The 19,638-nt window shown below is 22.1% G+C and carries 19 protein-coding genes; 3 read left to right on the top strand and 16 right to left on the bottom strand.

All coding sequences use genetic code 4. The annotated features are described in order from the left end of the window. Window positions 1-74 precede the first annotated feature (74 nt). The gene (locus D500_RS03225) at window positions 75-767 is read left to right on the top strand and encodes a hypothetical protein (RefSeq protein WP_008364437.1); all 693 of its coding nucleotides are present in this window, start codon (window positions 75-77) and stop codon (window positions 765-767) included. Here the strand turns inward: D500_RS03225 and D500_RS03220 are convergent, their stop codons facing one another. The 16 genes from D500_RS03220 to D500_RS03145 form a co-directional block, all read right to left on the bottom strand. After that, window positions 768-1,490, bottom strand: a complete 723-nt coding sequence (locus D500_RS03220) for an SDR family oxidoreductase (RefSeq protein ID WP_008364438.1) — start codon at window positions 1,488-1,490, stop codon at window positions 768-770. A 47-nt stretch (window positions 1,491-1,537) separates the two neighbouring features. Continuing rightward, window positions 1,538-2,011, bottom strand: coding sequence for a transcription elongation factor GreA (gene greA / locus D500_RS03215; RefSeq protein ID WP_008364439.1), 474 nt, complete (start codon window positions 2,009-2,011; stop codon window positions 1,538-1,540). Between the two features lie 122 nt (window positions 2,012-2,133). Beyond that, on the bottom strand, window positions 2,134-3,888 hold the full coding sequence (uvrC, locus tag D500_RS03210) for an excinuclease ABC subunit UvrC (protein ID WP_008364440.1): 1,755 nt from the start codon (window positions 3,886-3,888) through the stop codon (window positions 2,134-2,136). A gap of 8 nt (window positions 3,889-3,896) precedes the next feature. After that, window positions 3,897-4,970: a hypothetical protein gene (locus tag D500_RS03205; RefSeq protein ID WP_008364442.1), complete on the bottom strand. Its 1,074-nt coding sequence runs from the start codon at window positions 4,968-4,970 to the stop codon at window positions 3,897-3,899. A gap of 66 nt (window positions 4,971-5,036) precedes the next feature. Next, window positions 5,037-6,152, bottom strand: coding sequence for an amino acid permease (locus D500_RS03200; RefSeq protein ID WP_008364443.1), 1,116 nt, complete (start codon window positions 6,150-6,152; stop codon window positions 5,037-5,039). Between the two features lie 106 nt (window positions 6,153-6,258). Further along, complete coding sequence (locus D500_RS03195; RefSeq protein WP_230197114.1) at window positions 6,259-6,651, bottom strand: APC family permease; 393 nt, start codon at window positions 6,649-6,651, stop codon at window positions 6,259-6,261. A gap of 112 nt (window positions 6,652-6,763) precedes the next feature. Beyond that, window positions 6,764-8,515: a ribonuclease J gene (locus tag D500_RS03190; RefSeq protein WP_008364445.1), complete on the bottom strand. Its 1,752-nt coding sequence runs from the start codon at window positions 8,513-8,515 to the stop codon at window positions 6,764-6,766. Window positions 8,516-8,637: 122 nt separating this feature from the next. Next, window positions 8,638-9,357: an SDR family oxidoreductase gene (locus tag D500_RS03185; protein ID WP_008364446.1), complete on the bottom strand. Its 720-nt coding sequence runs from the start codon at window positions 9,355-9,357 to the stop codon at window positions 8,638-8,640. Window positions 9,358-9,368: 11 nt separating this feature from the next. After that, window positions 9,369-10,166: a diacylglycerol kinase catalytic domain-containing protein gene (locus tag D500_RS03180; RefSeq protein ID WP_008364447.1), complete on the bottom strand. Its 798-nt coding sequence runs from the start codon at window positions 10,164-10,166 to the stop codon at window positions 9,369-9,371. A 107-nt stretch (window positions 10,167-10,273) separates the two neighbouring features. Continuing rightward, a complete protein-coding gene (locus D500_RS03175) occupies window positions 10,274-12,892 on the bottom strand; it encodes a valine--tRNA ligase (RefSeq protein WP_008364449.1) in 2,619 nt (872 codons plus the stop codon). Between the two features lie 86 nt (window positions 12,893-12,978). Continuing rightward, window positions 12,979-13,605 carry a thiamine diphosphokinase gene (locus D500_RS03170; protein WP_008364451.1) on the bottom strand — a complete coding sequence of 209 codons (627 nt, stop codon included), beginning with the start codon at window positions 13,603-13,605 and terminating at the stop codon, window positions 12,979-12,981. Beyond that, window positions 13,595-14,272 (bottom strand): ribulose-phosphate 3-epimerase, encoded by a 678-nt coding sequence (gene rpe / locus D500_RS03165; protein ID WP_008364452.1) that lies wholly within the window; start codon window positions 14,270-14,272, stop codon window positions 13,595-13,597. Before rpe ends, D500_RS03170 begins: the two co-directional genes overlap by 11 nt. Window position 14,273: 1 nt before the next feature. Next, window positions 14,274-15,176 carry a ribosome small subunit-dependent GTPase A gene (rsgA, locus tag D500_RS03160; protein ID WP_008364453.1) on the bottom strand — a complete coding sequence of 301 codons (903 nt, stop codon included), beginning with the start codon at window positions 15,174-15,176 and terminating at the stop codon, window positions 14,274-14,276. 9 nt (window positions 15,177-15,185) lie between these two features. Continuing rightward, window positions 15,186-16,301, bottom strand: coding sequence for a serine/threonine-protein kinase (locus D500_RS03155; RefSeq protein WP_008364454.1), 1,116 nt, complete (start codon window positions 16,299-16,301; stop codon window positions 15,186-15,188). A 60-nt stretch (window positions 16,302-16,361) separates the two neighbouring features. Continuing rightward, window positions 16,362-17,060: a PP2C family protein-serine/threonine phosphatase gene (locus D500_RS03150; RefSeq protein WP_008364455.1), complete on the bottom strand. Its 699-nt coding sequence runs from the start codon at window positions 17,058-17,060 to the stop codon at window positions 16,362-16,364. A 29-nt stretch (window positions 17,061-17,089) separates the two neighbouring features. After that, on the bottom strand, window positions 17,090-18,508 hold the full coding sequence (locus D500_RS03145) for a hypothetical protein (protein WP_008364456.1): 1,419 nt from the start codon (window positions 18,506-18,508) through the stop codon (window positions 17,090-17,092). 118 nt (window positions 18,509-18,626) lie between these two features. Here D500_RS03145 and tsaE point away from each other — a divergent pair, with 118 nt between their 5' ends. Together tsaE and tsaB are read left to right on the top strand one after the other, a co-directional pair. After that, window positions 18,627-19,043, top strand: a complete 417-nt coding sequence (gene tsaE, locus D500_RS03140; RefSeq protein ID WP_008364458.1) for a tRNA (adenosine(37)-N6)-threonylcarbamoyltransferase complex ATPase subunit type 1 TsaE — start codon at window positions 18,627-18,629, stop codon at window positions 19,041-19,043. 1 nt (window position 19,044) lies between these two features. Beyond that, window positions 19,045-19,608 (top strand): tRNA (adenosine(37)-N6)-threonylcarbamoyltransferase complex dimerization subunit type 1 TsaB, encoded by a 564-nt coding sequence (tsaB, locus tag D500_RS03135; protein ID WP_008364459.1) that lies wholly within the window; start codon window positions 19,045-19,047, stop codon window positions 19,606-19,608. Window positions 19,609-19,638: the final 30 nt, after the last annotated feature.

Below are 19,638 nucleotides of genomic sequence, written 5' to 3'. Positions count from 1 at the left end.
CCTTTAAACTACCTTAATTATACATTACTAGCAACATTTTATTTTAATATATAATATAGAAAAGAGCATAAGAAATGATTGAAATTTATAAACTAAGAGAACTAAAATCTAAAGACTTAGAATCATATACTCACATTAACCCTTGATGATATAAAAAGATAAATAAACTAGTTTTTAAGCTAAAAAAATTCATTACTCATTTTAATGTAAATCCAAATGATTATCTTGATTTTAATATGATTCAAGAAGTGAGTTTAGATAAGTTTTTCAGATCAACTAATAATTACTTACATTTTTTAAATCCAAAATTAAATCACATTTTAACTAATAAAAAACTACTAGCTAAATTTCAAAATCAAATTAGAAATTATATGAAATTAGTTGGTATGAATTTTGCTATTTTAACTATGATTGATTTTTACAATCAGTTAAATGATGATGAAATTTTAAATAAAAAAGAACTAGTTTTAAACATCGCTAATAAAACTTTAAACGATAAATTTCAAAGATTTACTATTGAAGTGTTAAAACTAATTCCAAATGAATATAAATCTAATTTAAAAGATTTATATAGTGAAAATATTAAAAATGAGTTATTTAATTCTAGTGAGTTTGTTAGATGAACAAATAAATATGTAACTAGATTATTTAAAACTAAAAAACTTAAAGAGTTAGATTTTTTAAAAATTATTTATTTTTGTATTTTAGAAAATGAATTTAATCGTTCATTTAATTTATTAATAAAAGAGTTTATTAATAGATTGTAATTAAACTTCAGATTCATTAGTATGAGCAATCATTAATTCAGGTATCATTACATCTTGAGGTAATGAATAAACATAATAAATAGTTTGAGCAATTTGTTCAGGTTTTAATCCACCATTAATTTCATCAATTGATTTTTGATAATCATCTTTAACTTGCTTATTTGTTGTACTATTTAATAAATTAGTATTTACAATTGCTGGTTCAATCAAAGTAAATCTAATATTTGTATTGCTTAATTCTTTTCTTACTTGTTCAGTAATTGCATTTACTGCATATTTTGATCCACAATAAACAGAATGATCAGTATAAGTATATCTTGCTGCAACACTAGAAATATTAACTATAGTTCCACGATTTTGTTTTAACATACTTTTTAAAACAGCATCCATTCCATTAATTACACCTTTAATATTGATATCGATCATATTATATTTATCTTCTAGTTTTTGATCTTGATATTTATCTAGAATCATAATTCCAGCATTATTAATTAATAGATCAACAGGTCCATATATACTTTCAGCTTGTTTAATAGCTTCATTTAGTTGATTAAAATCTCTAACATCAACTCTAGCTGTTATTGTGTTTGGTAAATTTAAATCATCTAATATTTCTTTTCTTCTTGCAAGAATTAATAAAGGGTGATTTTTATTTGAAAAATATTTTGCACAAGCTAGTCCAATTCCAGAACTTGCTCCAGTAATTACAACTAATGGTTTCATATTTATTTACTTTCTATAAAAAAAGCTATTGCAAAACAATAGCTATATTATTTAATACTTTTAATTGTGATTTTGTATGGTTTTATAATGTCTTTAATTTCAACAGTAGTATTAACTTTTTTACCAATTATAGCTTTTGCAATTGGCGATTCATTAGAAATTAGATTAGAAAAAGGATCAGCTTCAATCGCACCAACAATTTTGATTTCTTTTACTTTGTGATCTAAACTTGAAATAAATTCAACAGTTGATCCAATTTTAACTTCACCAGTTGAATGAGCTTTAGAATCATCAATAACTTTAGCTCTATTAATTAAAGTTTCAACTTCTTTAATTCTTGCTTCAACTTCAGCTTGTCTGTTTCTAGCAGCATCATAATCAGCATTTTCACTTAAATCTCCTTGGTTACGTGCTTCAACTAGTTCTTCAATAACTTTTGGTCTTACAACTTCTAATAAATTTTTAAGCTCAACTTTTAATTCTTCTAATCCTTCTTGAGTTAAAATAATTTCTTTTGACATGACTTTCTCCTTATAACTTACTAATTATATAATAAAGACTAATTAATATCTATTTACTAATAAAGTATTTTATTATTAATATATCAAATCTAAAAAATAAATTGAAAATAAGTACTAAAAAGCTATTTATTCAAATTACTAATTATCAAATTAGTAATTTTTTTATTATTAATAACTTTATTTAATTCTTCAAAGTCTGCTTTTTTAATATTATCTATTGTTTTAAAATGTTTATATAATTTTAAATTAGTTTTCTTACCAACACCTTTAATTAAAAGTACTTGGTCATTTAATTGATTGTGATATTTTTTTCTAAATCCAGATTTAGCATACTCATCAACTCTAATTTGTAAACTAGTTAAAAAGTTAAATAATTTTTTAAAGTTTTTAATATCAATAGTTTGTTCAAATACATCAATTAAATATCTTGTTTTATGATGATCATCTTTACTTAAGCCAATTACATCAATATTTAAATTTAATTTATTTAAAACTTCTTTAGCAGCATGAATTTGAATAATTCCACCATCAACAATAATTAGATCAGGTAGTTCTTCTTTTTGATTAATCTTTTTTAAAAATCTTTTTTCTAACATAAACTTCATTCTTGAAAAATCAGAAGTATATGATGAATCTATATTATATTTTCTAAACTCATTTCTAATTGGTTTACGATTAATATAAACTATACAAGCTCCAGTAATGAATTGGTTATAAATATTTGAAATATCAAACATTTCAATACGTTTTAAATATTTAGATGCATTTGAAATTTGTTGTAACTGATTTAAAATTTCAATTTCATCTCCACTGTTTATATTATTTGAAATAATAGATTTATTTAAGCTATCAATAGCATTTTGTTTTGCTAATTTAACAAACACATCATTTTGTTTATCTAAACTATAAGAACTAAATTCTAATAAGTTTTCATCTAAATCTAATAATTCTATTTCATTTGGAATTAATAAAACATCAGGATAAATATTTTTTTGATAAATTTGTTGTAAATAACTATTAAATAATTCACTTAAATTTTGACCTTCATAATCTTGAATATATTCATCTTTATAAGTTAATTGACCTAATCGATAAAACAACATCACAAAACAAATTTTGTCTTGATTAATTTCATAATTAACTACATCAATATTTTTATTTGTAACAATATCTACATTTTGTTTTGCAGTAATAAAATCTAAACTAGTAATTTGATCTTTAATTCTTTTTGCTTGTTCAAATTGTAAATTATCACTAGCTTTTTGCATTTGATTAATTAAAGTTTGTTTTACTTGATTAATATCACCTTTAAAAAACTTATCTACTTGTTTAATTTGATTTTCATAATAACTAGGATCAACTTCTTTAAAACAAGCTCCAGAACATTGGTTTAAATGATAATACAAACAAGGTTTTTTTAAATCTCCTTTACACATTCTTAAAGGAAATAAACGTTGTAGTGTTAATAAAATATTTCTAGCATTACTTCCAATTGGTAAAGGACCATAATTTTTTAATGCTTTTTTATCATATTTTCTAACATATTTATACATTGGATCTTTTTGATTAGTAATTATAATATAAGGATATGTCTTATCATCATTTAATAAAACATTATATTTAGGATGATATTTTTTAATTAAATTTTTTTCTAATAATAAAGATTCTTTTTCATTATCAACAATAAAATATTTTAAATCAGCTATTTCTCTAATTAGTCTTGTTGTTTTAATATTATAAGCTTTATTAAAATATGTACTAACTCTTTTTTTAAGATTTTTTGCTTTTCCAACATATATTACTTGTTTTTCTTTATTTAAAAATAAATAGCAACCTGGTTTGTTTGTTAGTAAGTCAACTTGTTGTTTTAAACTCATAATTTATCCTACTTTTCTTCAAATAACTCATTAAAAAACTCATCATCACTAATTTTTTTAACAGCTTTATTTCTTTTAAAAGGACTAATTTCGCTATCTGTTAAAATTCCTGATTTATGATTTTGTTTAAATTGATCAGTAATATTTGTTTTTTGTTCTTTTGTAAAGATTTCTTCTTTATTAAAGTTAGTTTGTTCTAGTTTTAAAAAAAGCATTTTATCAATAAAATCACTACTTAAAAAAATATTTTCTAAATTAGTGATTAGATTATATTCTTTATTTCTATAAATAGGTTGTTCTAAATTATCATCTAGTTTGTTTTCAAAAATTACTAATTCTTTATTTTTATTAGAATTATTTACTATTGTTCTATTATTTAAATTAGCTCTATTTGTAGTTAAATTTGTGTTTTTATTAGTTTTGTTTTTTAATAAATAGAATGGATCTGAAGTAGTGATTCATATTAAAAAGATAATTATTAAAACTATTAATGTTAAATAAGCAGCAGGTAAAGTGATATATCAAATAACACCACAAAATAAATAAGAAATAAACCCACCCATTAAATAAACATTAAAATAAGTACTAGTATTAAAAAAGTAATTAACCCAGTTTTTAAAATCTATTAAAAATATTGATTTATCATATCAGTGATAATTATAAAATTTAGTAATTTGTAATATAATATCATTTTGTCATAAAGCATAAATTTTAAAATCATTTGATATAGTTTGATTATTTATAAATTGATAAACTATAAAGTTTAAAGTTAAAAAACTAGTTAAAAACATTATAAAAAAACTAGTTATAATAAATTGTTTTACTCTAAATGCAATTAATATTTTTTTAAATAAACAAAAATTAATAATAAAAAGTAGAAAATAAACTAAATATTTAAATCACCCAAATAAAAAAGAAAAGAAAATATCATCAAAAAATTGTCCTATTAATGTTAGTCTAAACATACTAATAACTAAAAACACTAGCATAATAAAACAAATAGTTTTAGTTTTTTTAAAATCAGTTTTATAAATTATAAATAATTTAGAATTAAAACCTTGTTCTTTTGTTAACTTCTTCATACATTTCTCTCTTTATTATTTTAATTAAATTATAAAAAAATAGCTAATTACTATTTAAAGAATTAGCTATTTTTGTTTTATAAAAGGTTTTTGTGTATTTATTAAAACAAATTCATCATCTAATGTATCTTGTAATTTTCTACCCTCAAGTGTTGATAATCTTTGATTTAGTTTTTTCTTATAATAAGTAAAGTATCAAATAATGGCAAATGCTAGTGAAATTATTACAAATAATAACTCAACAATAGCTCCAATTAAATCTTCTAAACCAGGTCCAGCATGTTTTGCATATCTAACTATTACATCAAATAATGAATAATAGTGATAAAAGAATAACACAACTAATAAAATTAAAGCAAAACTAAAACTGATTCATTCTCAAATATGTAGTTTGATATATTTTTGAATTGCTATTTTTAATAAAGCTAAAACACTAATAATATATAAAGAAATAATAATAGCACTTGAAGCTTCAGTTAATTGGCCTATGTTAAAGATTAGTTTAGTTCCTTGTGGTTGAAAGCCATAAATAATATCTGGAATAATTAATCAAACTACAGTTACTATTAAAATTACATAAGTGTTTAATAAAGAAGCTTTTGCAGGTATGTTATCTTTGTTTAATTCATTATATTTTTCAGAAATAAATCCTTCAACAGCCATTGGTTGAAGCATTGTTCCACCGTATAAAGCGTTTTGTACTGAAGTATTTGCTCTTAAAGCAATTTGAGAAATAAACATAATAGCAATACCTAAAATAGATAACCATTTAACTTGATTAATTGGTGCCATATTTCATAAACCAGTTGTCATGTTTTGACTAAATCCTTGTTTTGGATTAACTGCTGCAAAAAAGATTGCCATAACTACAATATAAAATACTGAAGAAACTAGCATTACTATCATAATTCCTTTTGATAGATTCTTTTCTGGATCTTTAATATTTTTTCCAGCTGTTGCAAATGATTCAAACCCTGAAAAGAAGAAAAAACAAGAAACAAACGCTTTTGAAAAAGCATTAAAACTTAAACCTTTTATTGATTCATTATAATCATGATTTCACATTTGATAATTTGATGAACCATTCATAAAAGCCATTACAATACCAGCTAAAATTAAAACACAAGAAGTTGCTCATTTAACAGCTGATGAGTAATTTGCTATTTTTTTAAATCATTTCATTCCACCAAAAATAACTAGAGCAAATGCAAAATAAATGATAATTCCTAAAATATCTAAAACTAAAGAACTTCAATTTCCAAGACCTGGTATTTTATCAAATCCTCAATTAAGTCCTCGATAAATCAGTTATTAAAAAGGCTTTTAAAAAACCTCAAATTTGAGATGCAATAATAAATGGCAACATTACGTATTGAACAAATGCAACCATTAGACCTATAAATCTTCCAAAAGAAGTTCTTGCATATAAATAAGTTCCACCATTATTATCTGATTTATGAATAGTAGAAAGTTTTGCAAACGCTAATGCACAAATTGAAGCAATAAATCCTAATAATCCAAAAATTCAAAAAATATGTAATCCCGTAGATTGTTGATTGATTTCTTCTTGAACTTTAATATTAGAAAAAATTGCTAAATTACCAATAAACCCAACACCGACTGTGTAGTTAAAACCCATTCAAATGAATTTTTTTAACGACATTTTCTTTTCGTCATTCACAATTTTGTACCATTTTTCTATATTAATACAACTCTATTATATAGCAGGTAATTTTAGAAAATAATTTACTTAAAATATAAATAAAATTTCATAAAAAAAAGATAAACCTAACTTATGATTTATCTCTTTTAGCTCTAGTATTTTTGTTATTGTTATTGTATCTTCTTTTGCTGTTTCTAGGAATATAACCTTTTCCATCTGATTCGTTAATAATTACTAAAACGATTGGTGTTTTTCCTGATTCTTGTTTTATTAATTGTTTGATTCTTGCTGTTATATCTTTTTTGATCTCGTTAAGATCGTATTTTTTAGGCTCTTTTTTATATAAAGCTTGTCCTTCTAAAATTAAATTTGTAACTTCTCTTTGTAATATTTTAAAAATAGGATTATCTTCTTGAATATATAAAACCCCACGCATTTGAGTATCGATTAGAGAAATTAATTCTTTATTTCTAGTATCAATAGTTGCCCCAACTATAATTACTCCATCAGTTGCTAATTGTTTTCTTTCATTTAAAACAATTGATCCAACATCACCAATTCCTGAACCATCAACATAAACATTTCCATGTTCAGCACTATATTCTGAAATTGCTAAATGATTTTTTGATAATTTTAAAATTTCACCATTATCAATAATTCCAATATTTTGATTATCAACACCAGCTTCAATTGCAGCTTTTTCAGCACTTAAAAAGTCTTTATATAAAGCTTTAACTGGAATAAAATATTTTGGATTTAAAATTGAAGTTAACATTTTAATATCTTCATAACTAGCTCTCATTGATCAAATATTTTTATCACTTAAAGCTAATAATCTAGCATCAGTTCTAGCTAATTCATCTAGAATTTGAGCATGACGCTTTTCAACTCCTGCAACTGGAGTATTTGTTAAAATGATTAAATCTTTTTCTGTAAATTCAACTAAACTATCATTTGAAGTAGCTATCTTTGCAAGTTTTGAATAAAGATCATCACCAGTTCCAGAAATTATTAAAACTCCATTATCTGAATTTACATATTCTTGAATTGACATTAGATCTTCAGGTTTTATAACTAGATCTTCATGAATTAAATTAGATCTTAAAACCGCATCCATTGTTCTTCCATAAACTGCTATTCTTCTATTATTTTCTTTTGCAGCCATACAGATTTGACCTAATTTATGAATATCTTCTTCAAAAATAGCAACAATGATTTTAGTATTTTTTTCTTTAAATGGAGCAAGAATATATTTATCAATTTTATGATTTGGTACAGTAAAATCTCTTCTTGAAGCAAATTCAGCATCACTAATTAAAGCTAAAACCCCATTTTTTGCAATTTGAGATAAATGAGTATAATCAGTTGAAAAATAAGATTGTTCTTTTCCATCAATAATATAATCACCAGCATAAACAATTGAACCTAAATCAGTGTGAAACACATATCCAAATGATTGTGGTGAAGATGAAGTTGTTCTAAAAATTTCAACTTTTGTATTTCCTATTTTTAAAATATCTTTATCGTGAACAACTTTTAAAATGTGATCTTTATTTTTTACTCTTAATTTTTGAAACTTAATTTTTGCAATTAATTCTGTGATTTCATTACAATAAATTGGAGCTTCAATTTCTTTTAATAAATATGGTATAGCTCCCATATTATAAGCACTAGGATTTGTTAAAAAAATCCCTTTTATTTTCTTTTTATTTTGTTTAATATAGTCAAATTTAGGAATCACTGTATCAATTCCTAAAATGTCTTTTTCAGGGTACTTAACTCCAGCATCTAGAATGAAAAAGTCATTATCTATTTCTAAAACGTATAGATTTTTTCCTCTTTCATCCTGACCACCAAGAGCAGTAAATTTAATATCTGGCATTCTATTATCCTTTCAATTTATATTATTCTAAATAAAACAAGCCATTAAAAAACTAATATATATTATAAAACTAATAATATATATTTGAATTGATTTAGAATATTTTTCTAGGTTAAACTAGATTAAACTTTTTGATTAGTATGAGAAATCATTAGTTCAGGAATCACTACATCTTGAGGTAATGAATAAATATAATAAATAACTTCTGCTAATTGTTCTGGTTTTAATCCACCATTTAAACTATTTTTTCTTGCTAAATAACTATCTAAAATACTTTGATTTTTAGTTGTTGATAATAAATTAGTATCAACAATTGCTGGTTCAATTAAACTAAATCTAATATTTGTATCACTTAATTCTCTTCTAACTTGTTCGGTAATAGCATTAACTGCAAATTTTGAACCATTATAAACAGAATGATCTGAATAAGTATATCTTCCAGCAGCACTAGAAATATTTACTATTGTTCCATGATTTTGTTTTAACATACTTGGTAAAACAGCATCCATTCCATTAATTACACCTTTAATATTGACATCTAATGTATTATATTTATCTTCTAAACTTTGATCAACATATTGATCCATTGGCATAATTCCAGCATTATTAATTAATAAATCAACAGGTCCATAAACACTTTCAGCATGTTTAACAGCTTCATTTAATTGATTAAAATCTCTAACATCAACTCTAGCTGTTATTGTGTTTGGTAAATTTAAATTATCTAATATTTCTTTTCTTCTTGCAAGTATTAATAAGGGATAATTTTTATCAGCAAAATATTTAGCACAAGCTAGTCCAATTCCAGAACTTGCTCCAGTAATTACAACTAATGGTTTCATATCTCTCCTATTTAGTCTTTTGTCTTATCATTTAAAACAAAAATATCTCTTAAAATTTTGATTTTGTTAAATTTGTCCTTATTTAAATTTAATAATTTAATTTTTTTCCTACTTAGTTTAATTAAAAGTTCAGTTTGTTTAAATTCATATTCATAAGTATCAGCACTTAATGTAACATTAGTTAGATCTTTTAATTTTAAAGTAATATGCTCATTGTCTGAAAAAATGATTGGAGCGTTTAAAGTTCTAAATTTGTTAGTTGAAATCGGCATTAACTCTTGCATTTCAAATAATGAAACAACAGGATAAATAATAGCTCCATTTGCTGATTTCATAAATCCAGTAGAACCACTTGGAGTTGAAAATACTAACCCTGTTCCTTTAAATTGTTCTAAAAATTCATTATTAATAAAAATATCTAAACTTAAAGGTCTTACTTGATTAGTGATTTTAATCTCATTAATTGCATAAACTTTTTTATCATCATAATTAACTTCAATTAATCCTAATTCAGTAATGTTTGGTTGTTCGATAATGTTATGTAGATCAATTTGTTTTAAATCATCAACTCTGTTTTTATTAGTATAAAACCCAATTCCACCAAATTTAATTGGAATAAAAATCAATTTGTCTAAAATAGATTGATATTTATGAACAGCATATAAAAAAGTACCATCTCCCCCAACTACAAAACAAATATCTGGTTGTTTGTCATCTCTTTTAAATTTAGTATCTTTTAATATGGTTAATAATTCATCTAAAATATCACTTGATTCTTCATACTTGTTTGTTATAAAACTATATTTCATAATATTTCCTAACTAATTTAATTATATCTTAGATACTTGTTTTTATAGAAAATAGCTAACTATCAAAATTTTAGAACAATAATAAAAAATCTCTCATAAGAGAGATTTTAATTGTTTTTTAAATCTTCTAATTTTTGTTTTATTGCTTGAAGTTGGTCTTTATAAGTTTGATATTTAGCTTTTTCTTGTTCAATTTTTTCAGCTTTTGCTTTTTTAATAAACTCAGAATTATTTAAGATTTTTTCACTTCTTAACACTTCATTAGTTAATTGCATTTGTTTTGTTTCTAATTCTTTAATTAAATCATCTTTATTAATAAATGAATCATTTGAAATTTCAATAAAGTATTCATCAATTGATAAGCTAGTTTTATTTTTTATTAAATTATTAGTTAAACTAGTATTACAAAAGTTAGTTAAAAAACTATTAATTTGATCAAAATGTTTATTAAAAGTTGTTGTATGTTTTTGATTAGTATTTGATATATTTGCAATTAATTTAATATCATTTTTAATGTTTTTTGTGTGTTTAAACTCTCTTATACTTGTAATCATTTTAATAACATCATCAATAAAACTAGTATCATAATTAGAATTTAAATTAGTTCATTGTTCTAATAAAATTGATTCTTTTAAATCCATTTTTAAATAAATTTCTTCACTGACAAAAGGAATTAAAGGATGAAGCATAACTAAAATTTCTTTTAATACATAAAATAAAGTTTGCTTAGTTTGTTTGTTAAATTTATCATTATTTAAATTAACTTTACTAAATTCAATATATCAAGAACAATATTTATTTCATACAAAATCTCATAAATGATTTCCAGCTAAACTAAATTCATATTTATTCATTTTTTGATAAACATATTCTTGAGTTTTACTTAGTTCAGTTAAAATTCATTGATTTGTAATTTCTAAATCAGTTTTATAAAAATTAGGGTCAAATTTAAAATCATCATCTAAGTTTAAAAATACATATCTACTTGCATTTCATAACTTATTAATAAAGTTTCAACTAGCTAAGATCTTTTCATTTGAATATCTAATATCTTGACCTGGAGTTGAATTTGTTAATAAAAATAATCTTAAAGAATCACATCCATTATTTTTAATAACATCCATTGGATCAATTCCATTACCTAGTGATTTAGACATTTTTCTATTTAATTCATCTCTGACTAGTCCGTGAATTAAAACTTCTTTAAATGGAATTTGTTTAGTATATTCTAAAGTTTGAAAAATCATTCTAGCAACTCAGAAGAAAATAATATCATAACCAGTCACTAAAACACTAGTTGGAAAATAGTTTTTAAAATAATCACTTTCAAAACCTTTGTTGTTTAAAAGTGTTGAAAATGCTCAAAGTCCTGAAGAAAATCAAGTATCTAAAACATCTTGATCTTGAGTTCAATTTTCTATATCACTTGGTGGATTTATTCCAACATACATTTGATTTGTTTTTTTATGATATCAACAAGGAATTTGATGACCTCATCATAATTGTCTACTAATACATCAATCATGAGCATCAGTCATTCATCTATTTAAAACATCACTAAATCTATTTGGATAAAAATTAATTCTATTATCTGAATTTTGTAAATTAATTACCATATCTTTAAATTTGTCCATTTTTACAAATCATTGATCTGATAAATAAGGTTCAACTATAGCATTTGATCTTTCACTAAATCCAACTTGATTAATTATGTCTTCTTGTTTTACAAATAAATTTTCTTTAATAGCGTTTTCTACTATTTGTTTTCTTGCAACAAATCGATCTAAACCTTGATATTTTTTACCTAACTGATTAACTGTACCATCAATATTTAAACAAATTGGCATATCTAAATTATGTTTGATTCCTAAATGATAGTCATTTAAATCATGAGCTGGAGTACATTTCATAACCCCAGTTCCAAATTCTATATCAACATATTCATCACTTATAATTGGAATAATTTGTTTATTAACTGGATTAATAACTTTTTTATTAATGTATTTTTGATATCTTGTATCATTTGGATTAACAACTAAACATTGATCAGCAAACATAGTTTCAGGTCTAGTAGTTGCAACAGTTAAAAATTCATTTGAATCTTCTAACATGTATTTAAAATAATACATTTTACTTTGAGTTTCTTTATAAATTACTTCAACATTAGAAATAGCAGTTTTTTGTTCTGGATCTCAGTTAACAATTTGTTTTCCTTTATAAATAATTTGATCATTATAAAACTTAACAAAAATTTCTTTTACTATTTGATTAATATCTTCATCTAAAGTAAATTTTTCAGTTGAATAATCTAAACTTAATCCTAATTTAGCTCATTGTTCTCTAATGATATTTGCATATTCTTCTTTTCATTTTCAAGCTTCTATTAAAAACTTTTCTCTACCTATTTTATTTTTATCAATACCTTGTTGTTTTAATTTTGCTTCAACTTTTACTTGAGTACTAATTCCAGAATGATCCATTCCTGGTAAAAATAAAGTATCATATCCAGTTAGTTTTTTAAATCTAATAATTGCATCTTGTAAACTAGTATCTCATGCATGACCAATATGTAATTTACCAGTAACATTTGGTGGAGGTAAAATTATAGAAAATTTAGGTTTTTTAGAATTAACATCAGCTTTGAATAAATTTTTATCTAATCAGTATTGATATTTATTTTGTTCAACTTGAAAATGATCATATTTAGGATTTAATTGTTTTTTCATATATCTCCTTAATAACTATATATTATTTTAACATTATAAAAAAACTATAAAGTTAGAAAATGCCTCTAGTGAGGCAATGTAAATAATTATTTTGTTAATATGCAAATTATTGGATTATTTGATGTGATAATTCCATTTTGATAAGGTATAAAAGCATTAGATAAACAAGAATTACTATAAGAAGATAAACTTAAATTTTCACATTCATATTTAAGTCCTTTAATTGTAATATTTGTATTATCTTTTGAAATAAAACTAACATAAGTATAATCTTGATAATCATCAAATTTTAATACATTTGTTCCTTTATCAAATAAAAATAAAATTGAATCATCATTAATAAATTTAAGATTATATTTAAAAATAAAATGAAAAATAGAATAGTTTTTATCATATCTTTTTGTAGCATTAGCTATAAAAATAATTTGAGCATCTTTACTTACTTTTCTACCTTGTAAAATTGCTAATTCACCATCAAAATAATCTTTTTCACTACTTCAAATTTCAACATTTTTAACTTTTGATTTGATTAGTTCTAATTCTTGTTCAGTTACTTTATCAAAATCTCCAATTGCATAATCAATTTTAATATTTCTATTAATTAAATCTAAACAACCTCTTTCAACTCCAATAATATAATTTTGTTCGTTATTAAAAGCTTCTAAGTTTAGATTTGTTTTTGCAGTAACAATTACAATATTTTTATAATTCATTAAATAACCCTTCTGCTCTTTTTTTAAAATCATCACTACCAAATAAATAACTACCAGCAACTATCATATCAACTCCAGCTTGTTTTACTAAAACTGAAGTTTGTTCATTAATACCACCATCAACTTCAATAGTGTATTTGTATTTTTTTTGTTTTCTTAATTGATCTAAAATTTGAATTTTTTCTAAACTAGATGAAATGAATTTTTGACCACCAAATCCAGGTTCTACACTCATAACTAACACATTATCAAGTTGTTCTAAAAATGGATAAACTTGACTAACATCAGTTTTTGGTGAAATTGCTAAAGAAGCTAAAATATTATTTTGTTTACATAAATCAATAAATTTATTGATTGTATTTTTATCTTTTAAAGATTCAATATGCATTGTCATCATTTGAGGTTTTGCTTTTATATAATCTAAAAAAAAGTCTTCAAATTGATTAGTTTTAACACTAACCATAAAATGCACATCAACATTAATGTCTATATTTTTTTTAATATCGTGTAATATCTTAGAACCAAAAGTTAAATTTGGAACAAAATCAAAATCCATAACATCATAATGAATTCAATTAATATTATTTTTTTTACATAATTCTAATTCATTTTTTAGATCCATAAAGTTAGCTGATAGTACTGATGGAGCGATAATATATTTTTTCATTTTAATATTTATTCTTTCTACTTTGTTTTAATTCTTCATATACTTTTACATAATCATTATAAATGAATGTTGGTAGTAAGTGCTCAGCTACAGCTTTTTTTACTTCACATTTAACTTCATGAGTATGAGTACAATCAACAAACTTACATTTATTTAAAAAAGGAATAAATGTTTCTCAAGAATATAAAATATGTTCAATGTCAATATTATCTAAATCAAATGCTGAAAATCCTGGAGTATCAGCTATAAAAATATTATTTTCTAAATTATAAAGTTGAATACTAGTTGTAGTATGTTTTCCTCTATTTAATTTTTTTGAAATTTCATTAGTTTTAATTTGTTTATTAATATCTAAAAAGTTATTTAAAGTAGTAGATTTACCAGCACCAGTTTGACCAGTAAAAACACTAATTTTATTTTCTAAAAGTTGTTTTAGTTTATCAATAAGAGCTTTTTTATTTTCTAAATTATCTTTGTTATTAATAATTAAAACTTGGTAATGCATTTTTTGATATCACTCTATTTTATGCATAACTTCTTGATAATAAGATGTTTTTTCTAATAAATCGATTTTAGTAAAAATTAAAATAGGTTTAATTTTTAAAGTCTCTAACATCATAATGTATTTGTTTAATAAAAATGATGAAAATAAAGGTTCATATAAAGCAGTTACAATTAAAACCTGATCAACATTAGCGATTTTTGGTCTATCTAAACTGTTTTTTCTTGGTTTAATTTCTTGAATATATCCATTACCATCATCTAGAATACTAAACTCAACAATATCTCCAACTTTAGGTTTTAATCCTTTTTTTAAATTACCTTTAACATATACTTTATATATATTGTTTTGACAAAAGACATAACTTTCATTACTATCTTTTTTAACTAAAATTCCTTGCATTTACTCACCTTATTTCAAAATTAATGCTATTAAAAACATAATAAATAAACTCATAACTATTACTATTCAAAATAAAAAATATCTATAATTTGTATTTTTAAAAAAATATTGATATTTTAAAGTGTTGTTATTTTTAATATTTAATGATTTTTCATCTTCTCATCACATATTAGGAAAATCAAGATTAGTATCTGGTTCTTTTTTTGCTTGTTCTAAATCTTGAATGATTTGATCAAAAGTATGATATCTATTTTTATAATCTTTAGCTAAACATTTCATTATAATATTTTCTAAAGCTTGAGAGATACTTGGATTAATTTCTCTTGGTCTAGTAATATCTTTTAAAATGTGCTGTTGAAAATTAGTACGTTCTTTTTCTTTTGAATTAGTATGATTTGCTCCATAATTTAAATACAACATACTACCAGTTAAAAACTCATACATAATTACACCAATTGAGTAAATATCTGATTCAAAATAAAAAGCATCTTTTCTTGATTCAAAATTTAAAAATTGTTCAGGAGCTGTGTATCTTGGAGTTCCAGGAGAAATATGATTTTGATCATCATCTAAAATAATACTTTTAATCTTAGAAATTCCAAAATCAGAAATTCTTACTTTTGAGTCATTTGTAATTAAAATATTTGCTGGTTTAACATCTCTATGAATAATGTTATTGTCATGAATTTCTTTTAAACCTTTAGTGATTTGTAAAAAATAGTAAATAAATTCTCTATTAGATAAAACGTTATTATATGCATTAAATTTTTTACTTAAATCAGCACCTTCAATAAGTTCCATTACAATTACATAATAGTTTTGTCAACTAAAAACATCTTTCATTTTAACGATGTTTTTTGTAAATGATAATTTAGCAAAAGTATTAGTTTCTAAAAATAAACGTTTTTTAATTGCTTCAATGTTTTTATTTTTTGCTTTTAAAATAATTTTTACAGCAACATAAACGTCTTTTTTTTCTAAAACAGAAGCATCTAAATCTAAAGCTTTAAATACAACAGCAAAAGCACCAGAGTTTAAATACTTAACTAATTTGTATCTATTATTTACAACTTGATTTAATAATTCTTCTTTGTTTATTCCTAGATCTTTTTTATTCTTTTGCATTATAAAACCTCTAATAAAATTATTGATAAATTATCTGTTGATAAATTATTAATAGAATATTTAATGATGTTTTTTTGCCTTAGTTCTTAGTGAAGATTTTAAATCTAAATAATCTTTAAATGTTTTTGAATCAATAAAATCATGTATACCATCAGTTGTTAAACAAAATAAACCATTACTATCTTTTAAAAAGTAACTATCAATTTTTAATTTTTTAGCAGGTCCTAAAGCACTTGTTAAACTTTTTCAATAAGTATTTTCATTAAATCTAGTTCCATAGTATTTTTGTGCTTGTTGTTTAATTTTTTGCATATCATAATTAGAGTTCATTAAATTTTGATCAATTGTAACTTGATTGAAATTTTGATCTTTTAAATGATAAATTCTAGAATCTCCAATATTAATAATATGAGCATTATTATTTGCTATTAAAATAGCTGATAATGTAGTTCCCATATCTTTTGCTTCTATAAAATTTTCAACATATTTTTTCATAAAATTAATAATATATGAAATACTATTTTCTAATCATGAAAAAATTTCTTTACTTTCTTTTTTATCAAAACTACTTTGTTTAAAAAGATCAACAAATGTATTTACTGCTAATTTTGAAGCAATTTCTCCGTGCTTATGACCACCCATACCATCACAAATAATTGCTAAAAATGAACCGTCACTATTTTTATAATAGTTTAAATAATCTTGATTTTCTTTTCTAAAATTTCCTTTTTCTGATAGACCTATTGCTTTGATTTTCATAAACTTACCTATGAATTTTATTTTATCACCTAACTACTTTTTCTTTGCTTATTCAAACGTTTTATCATAATTTTATTTAATAAAAACAATAAACAAATTAGAAAAATTGAGCCTATAGCAATACTTATATACAAATAAGGATTCTTATAAATTAGATTATTTGTAATAGAATTATTTATTTGATTAGTAGTATTATTTTGAGATTGTATTTGTTGATTTTGATTAATTGTATTTGAATTTATTTGGTTATTAGAACTTGAATTATTATTAGAATTTGTTAAATCAGTATTTTTATCTTTAAATTTTAAAACAACTTGTTTTTGATTATAAAATTTATGTTCATATTCTTTTTTAGGTTTAATAGTTAATATGTTATCTTTAATTTCAGTATCAAGTGCTGTTAAAAATAATAAGTTTAAATCACCAAAGTGTCTACTAATATTTTTTAAATCAGTTTTATTAATTTCTAATTCATCTATTTCAATCAATCAATTTAGATCATATTTTTTATTATAATTAGCTATAAAATAAATATCTTTTAAATATTTTTTATACTTTTGTTTTACAGGCAAACTGATTTTAACATTGATTTTATCATCTCAAACAAAACGTTTAAATTTCTTTTCTTCTTGAATTTCTAGTTTTAAATTATCATATAATCCATCTCATAAAACTTTGTTTTTCTTATAGAATTCAGAGTTTTTTAAATTAGTTTGTTGTAAATAAATTTGTTTTTTAATATCATCAATACTTACATCATCTTTATTAATATTAAAGTTAAGATTTTTTATTGGTTCATATAAAGAAATTGGAGTATAAAAACGATATTTCATTTTATCAATACTATATTTTAGTGAATGAAAACTATTTAAACTTTTAAAATCAGTGAATCTAAAATTATGCTTTTTATTAAAAACATGTTTTATGTCAAATCAATATGAATGATTATTAAAAGTAAATTCTCAATGATTTCTAGTATCAATATAATCTGTAATAGTTTTATCTTTATTTTGATATCTTACATTTTTTCAAACAACATCTTTTGAACTTTGATTTGTAAAACTATTATTTGATAAATAAAAAACTAGATCATATTTATTATTAAAAATTTCATCTTTATTATTTATAAATTCTAAGTTTATAGTTAAACTAATTTCTAGTTTTAATCCATCTTTAATAAATGAAATATATTCATCTGATAATTTAAAATTAAAACCTTTAAAAATATGGCTTTTTACACTTTCATTATAAAAATTAGCTGAATTTCTACATACATAAAAATTATGATCGCTATTTGTATTAGGGTTATCTGATGCAATTATTGTTTTATTTAAATTAATTTGTTCAATTGCATTAAATTCAGATCTAAAATTTTGTATTCTATTATAAGGTTGTAAATTATGTTCTATATTAGTTAAATTCATACTTGCTAATAAAGCTAAAAACATTTTTATCATCTCCTATTAAAGTATTAGAAAAAAGTTTTACAAAATAACCAATATAATAGATAATTACTAATAATTGTTTTAAAAAACAGTTTTATAATTAAAATAAATGAGGTTTTATATGAAAGTCAAAGTCAATAATTTAGAACAAACCTATAAATTAGCAAAAAAGATTAAAAAAGTCATTCAAAACCAAAAAATTCCTTTTTATATTTTATTAAAAGGAGATTTAGGAGCAGGTAAAACTACTTTTACAAAAGCTTTACTAGAACAATTTGATATAAAAGAAAATATCACTTCTCCTAGTTTTGTAATTATGAATCAATATTTTATAGATGATCTAAAAATTAATCATATGGATGCTTATAGATTAAATAATGATAGTGAAATTGAAATGTATTTAGATGAGTTTTTAGATGGTTTAAATATTATTGAATGATATGAAAATTTAGATTTAGACCTAAATACTATAAATAAGTTAATTATTGAAATTAAAATTATAGATGAAAACCAACGTTTATTTTTTATAGGAGAATAAAATGAACTTATTTATAGATACTACTAATTGAAAACTAATTTATATTTTAGAAAAGAATAATCAAATTATTGATTCTTTAATTATTTTAAATAATAAAAAACTTTCAGATATTGCTATTTTAAAACTAAAAGAATTTTTAGAAAAAAACAATTTAACTATAAATGATCTTAAGGCTTTTTATTTAACTATTGGTCCTGGTAGTTATACTGGAGTTAGAGTTGGATTAACTATAGTTAAAACTTTAAAAGTTCTAAATAATAATTTTGATGTATTTATTATAAATTCTTTATTATATCAAGCTGGATTAAATAAAATAATTTCATGTATTGATGCAAGAAGTAATAAGTATTATGTAAGTGTTTATAATAATGCTAAACAATTAGTAGATATTAGTTTAATTGATCAAGATCAAATTAATAATTTAATTAATCAATATCAAGATTTTAGTTTAATAAAAGAATATGAATTTGACTATATAAAACACTATTTAGATTTAAAAAATCACTTTATTAAAATTAATGATGATAATCAATTAAATCCTTTATATATTAAAAGTTTTATTTAATATAAAAAAACAAGATGAAATTCATCTTGT

Source organism: Mycoplasma feriruminatoris, assembly GCF_000327395.2.
Taxonomy (GTDB): domain Bacteria; phylum Bacillota_I; class Bacilli_A; order Mycoplasmatales; family Mycoplasmataceae; genus Mycoplasma; species Mycoplasma feriruminatoris.
Note: the sequence above shows the minus strand (reverse complement) of the source record. Positions and strands in the feature narration are given on the sequence as shown.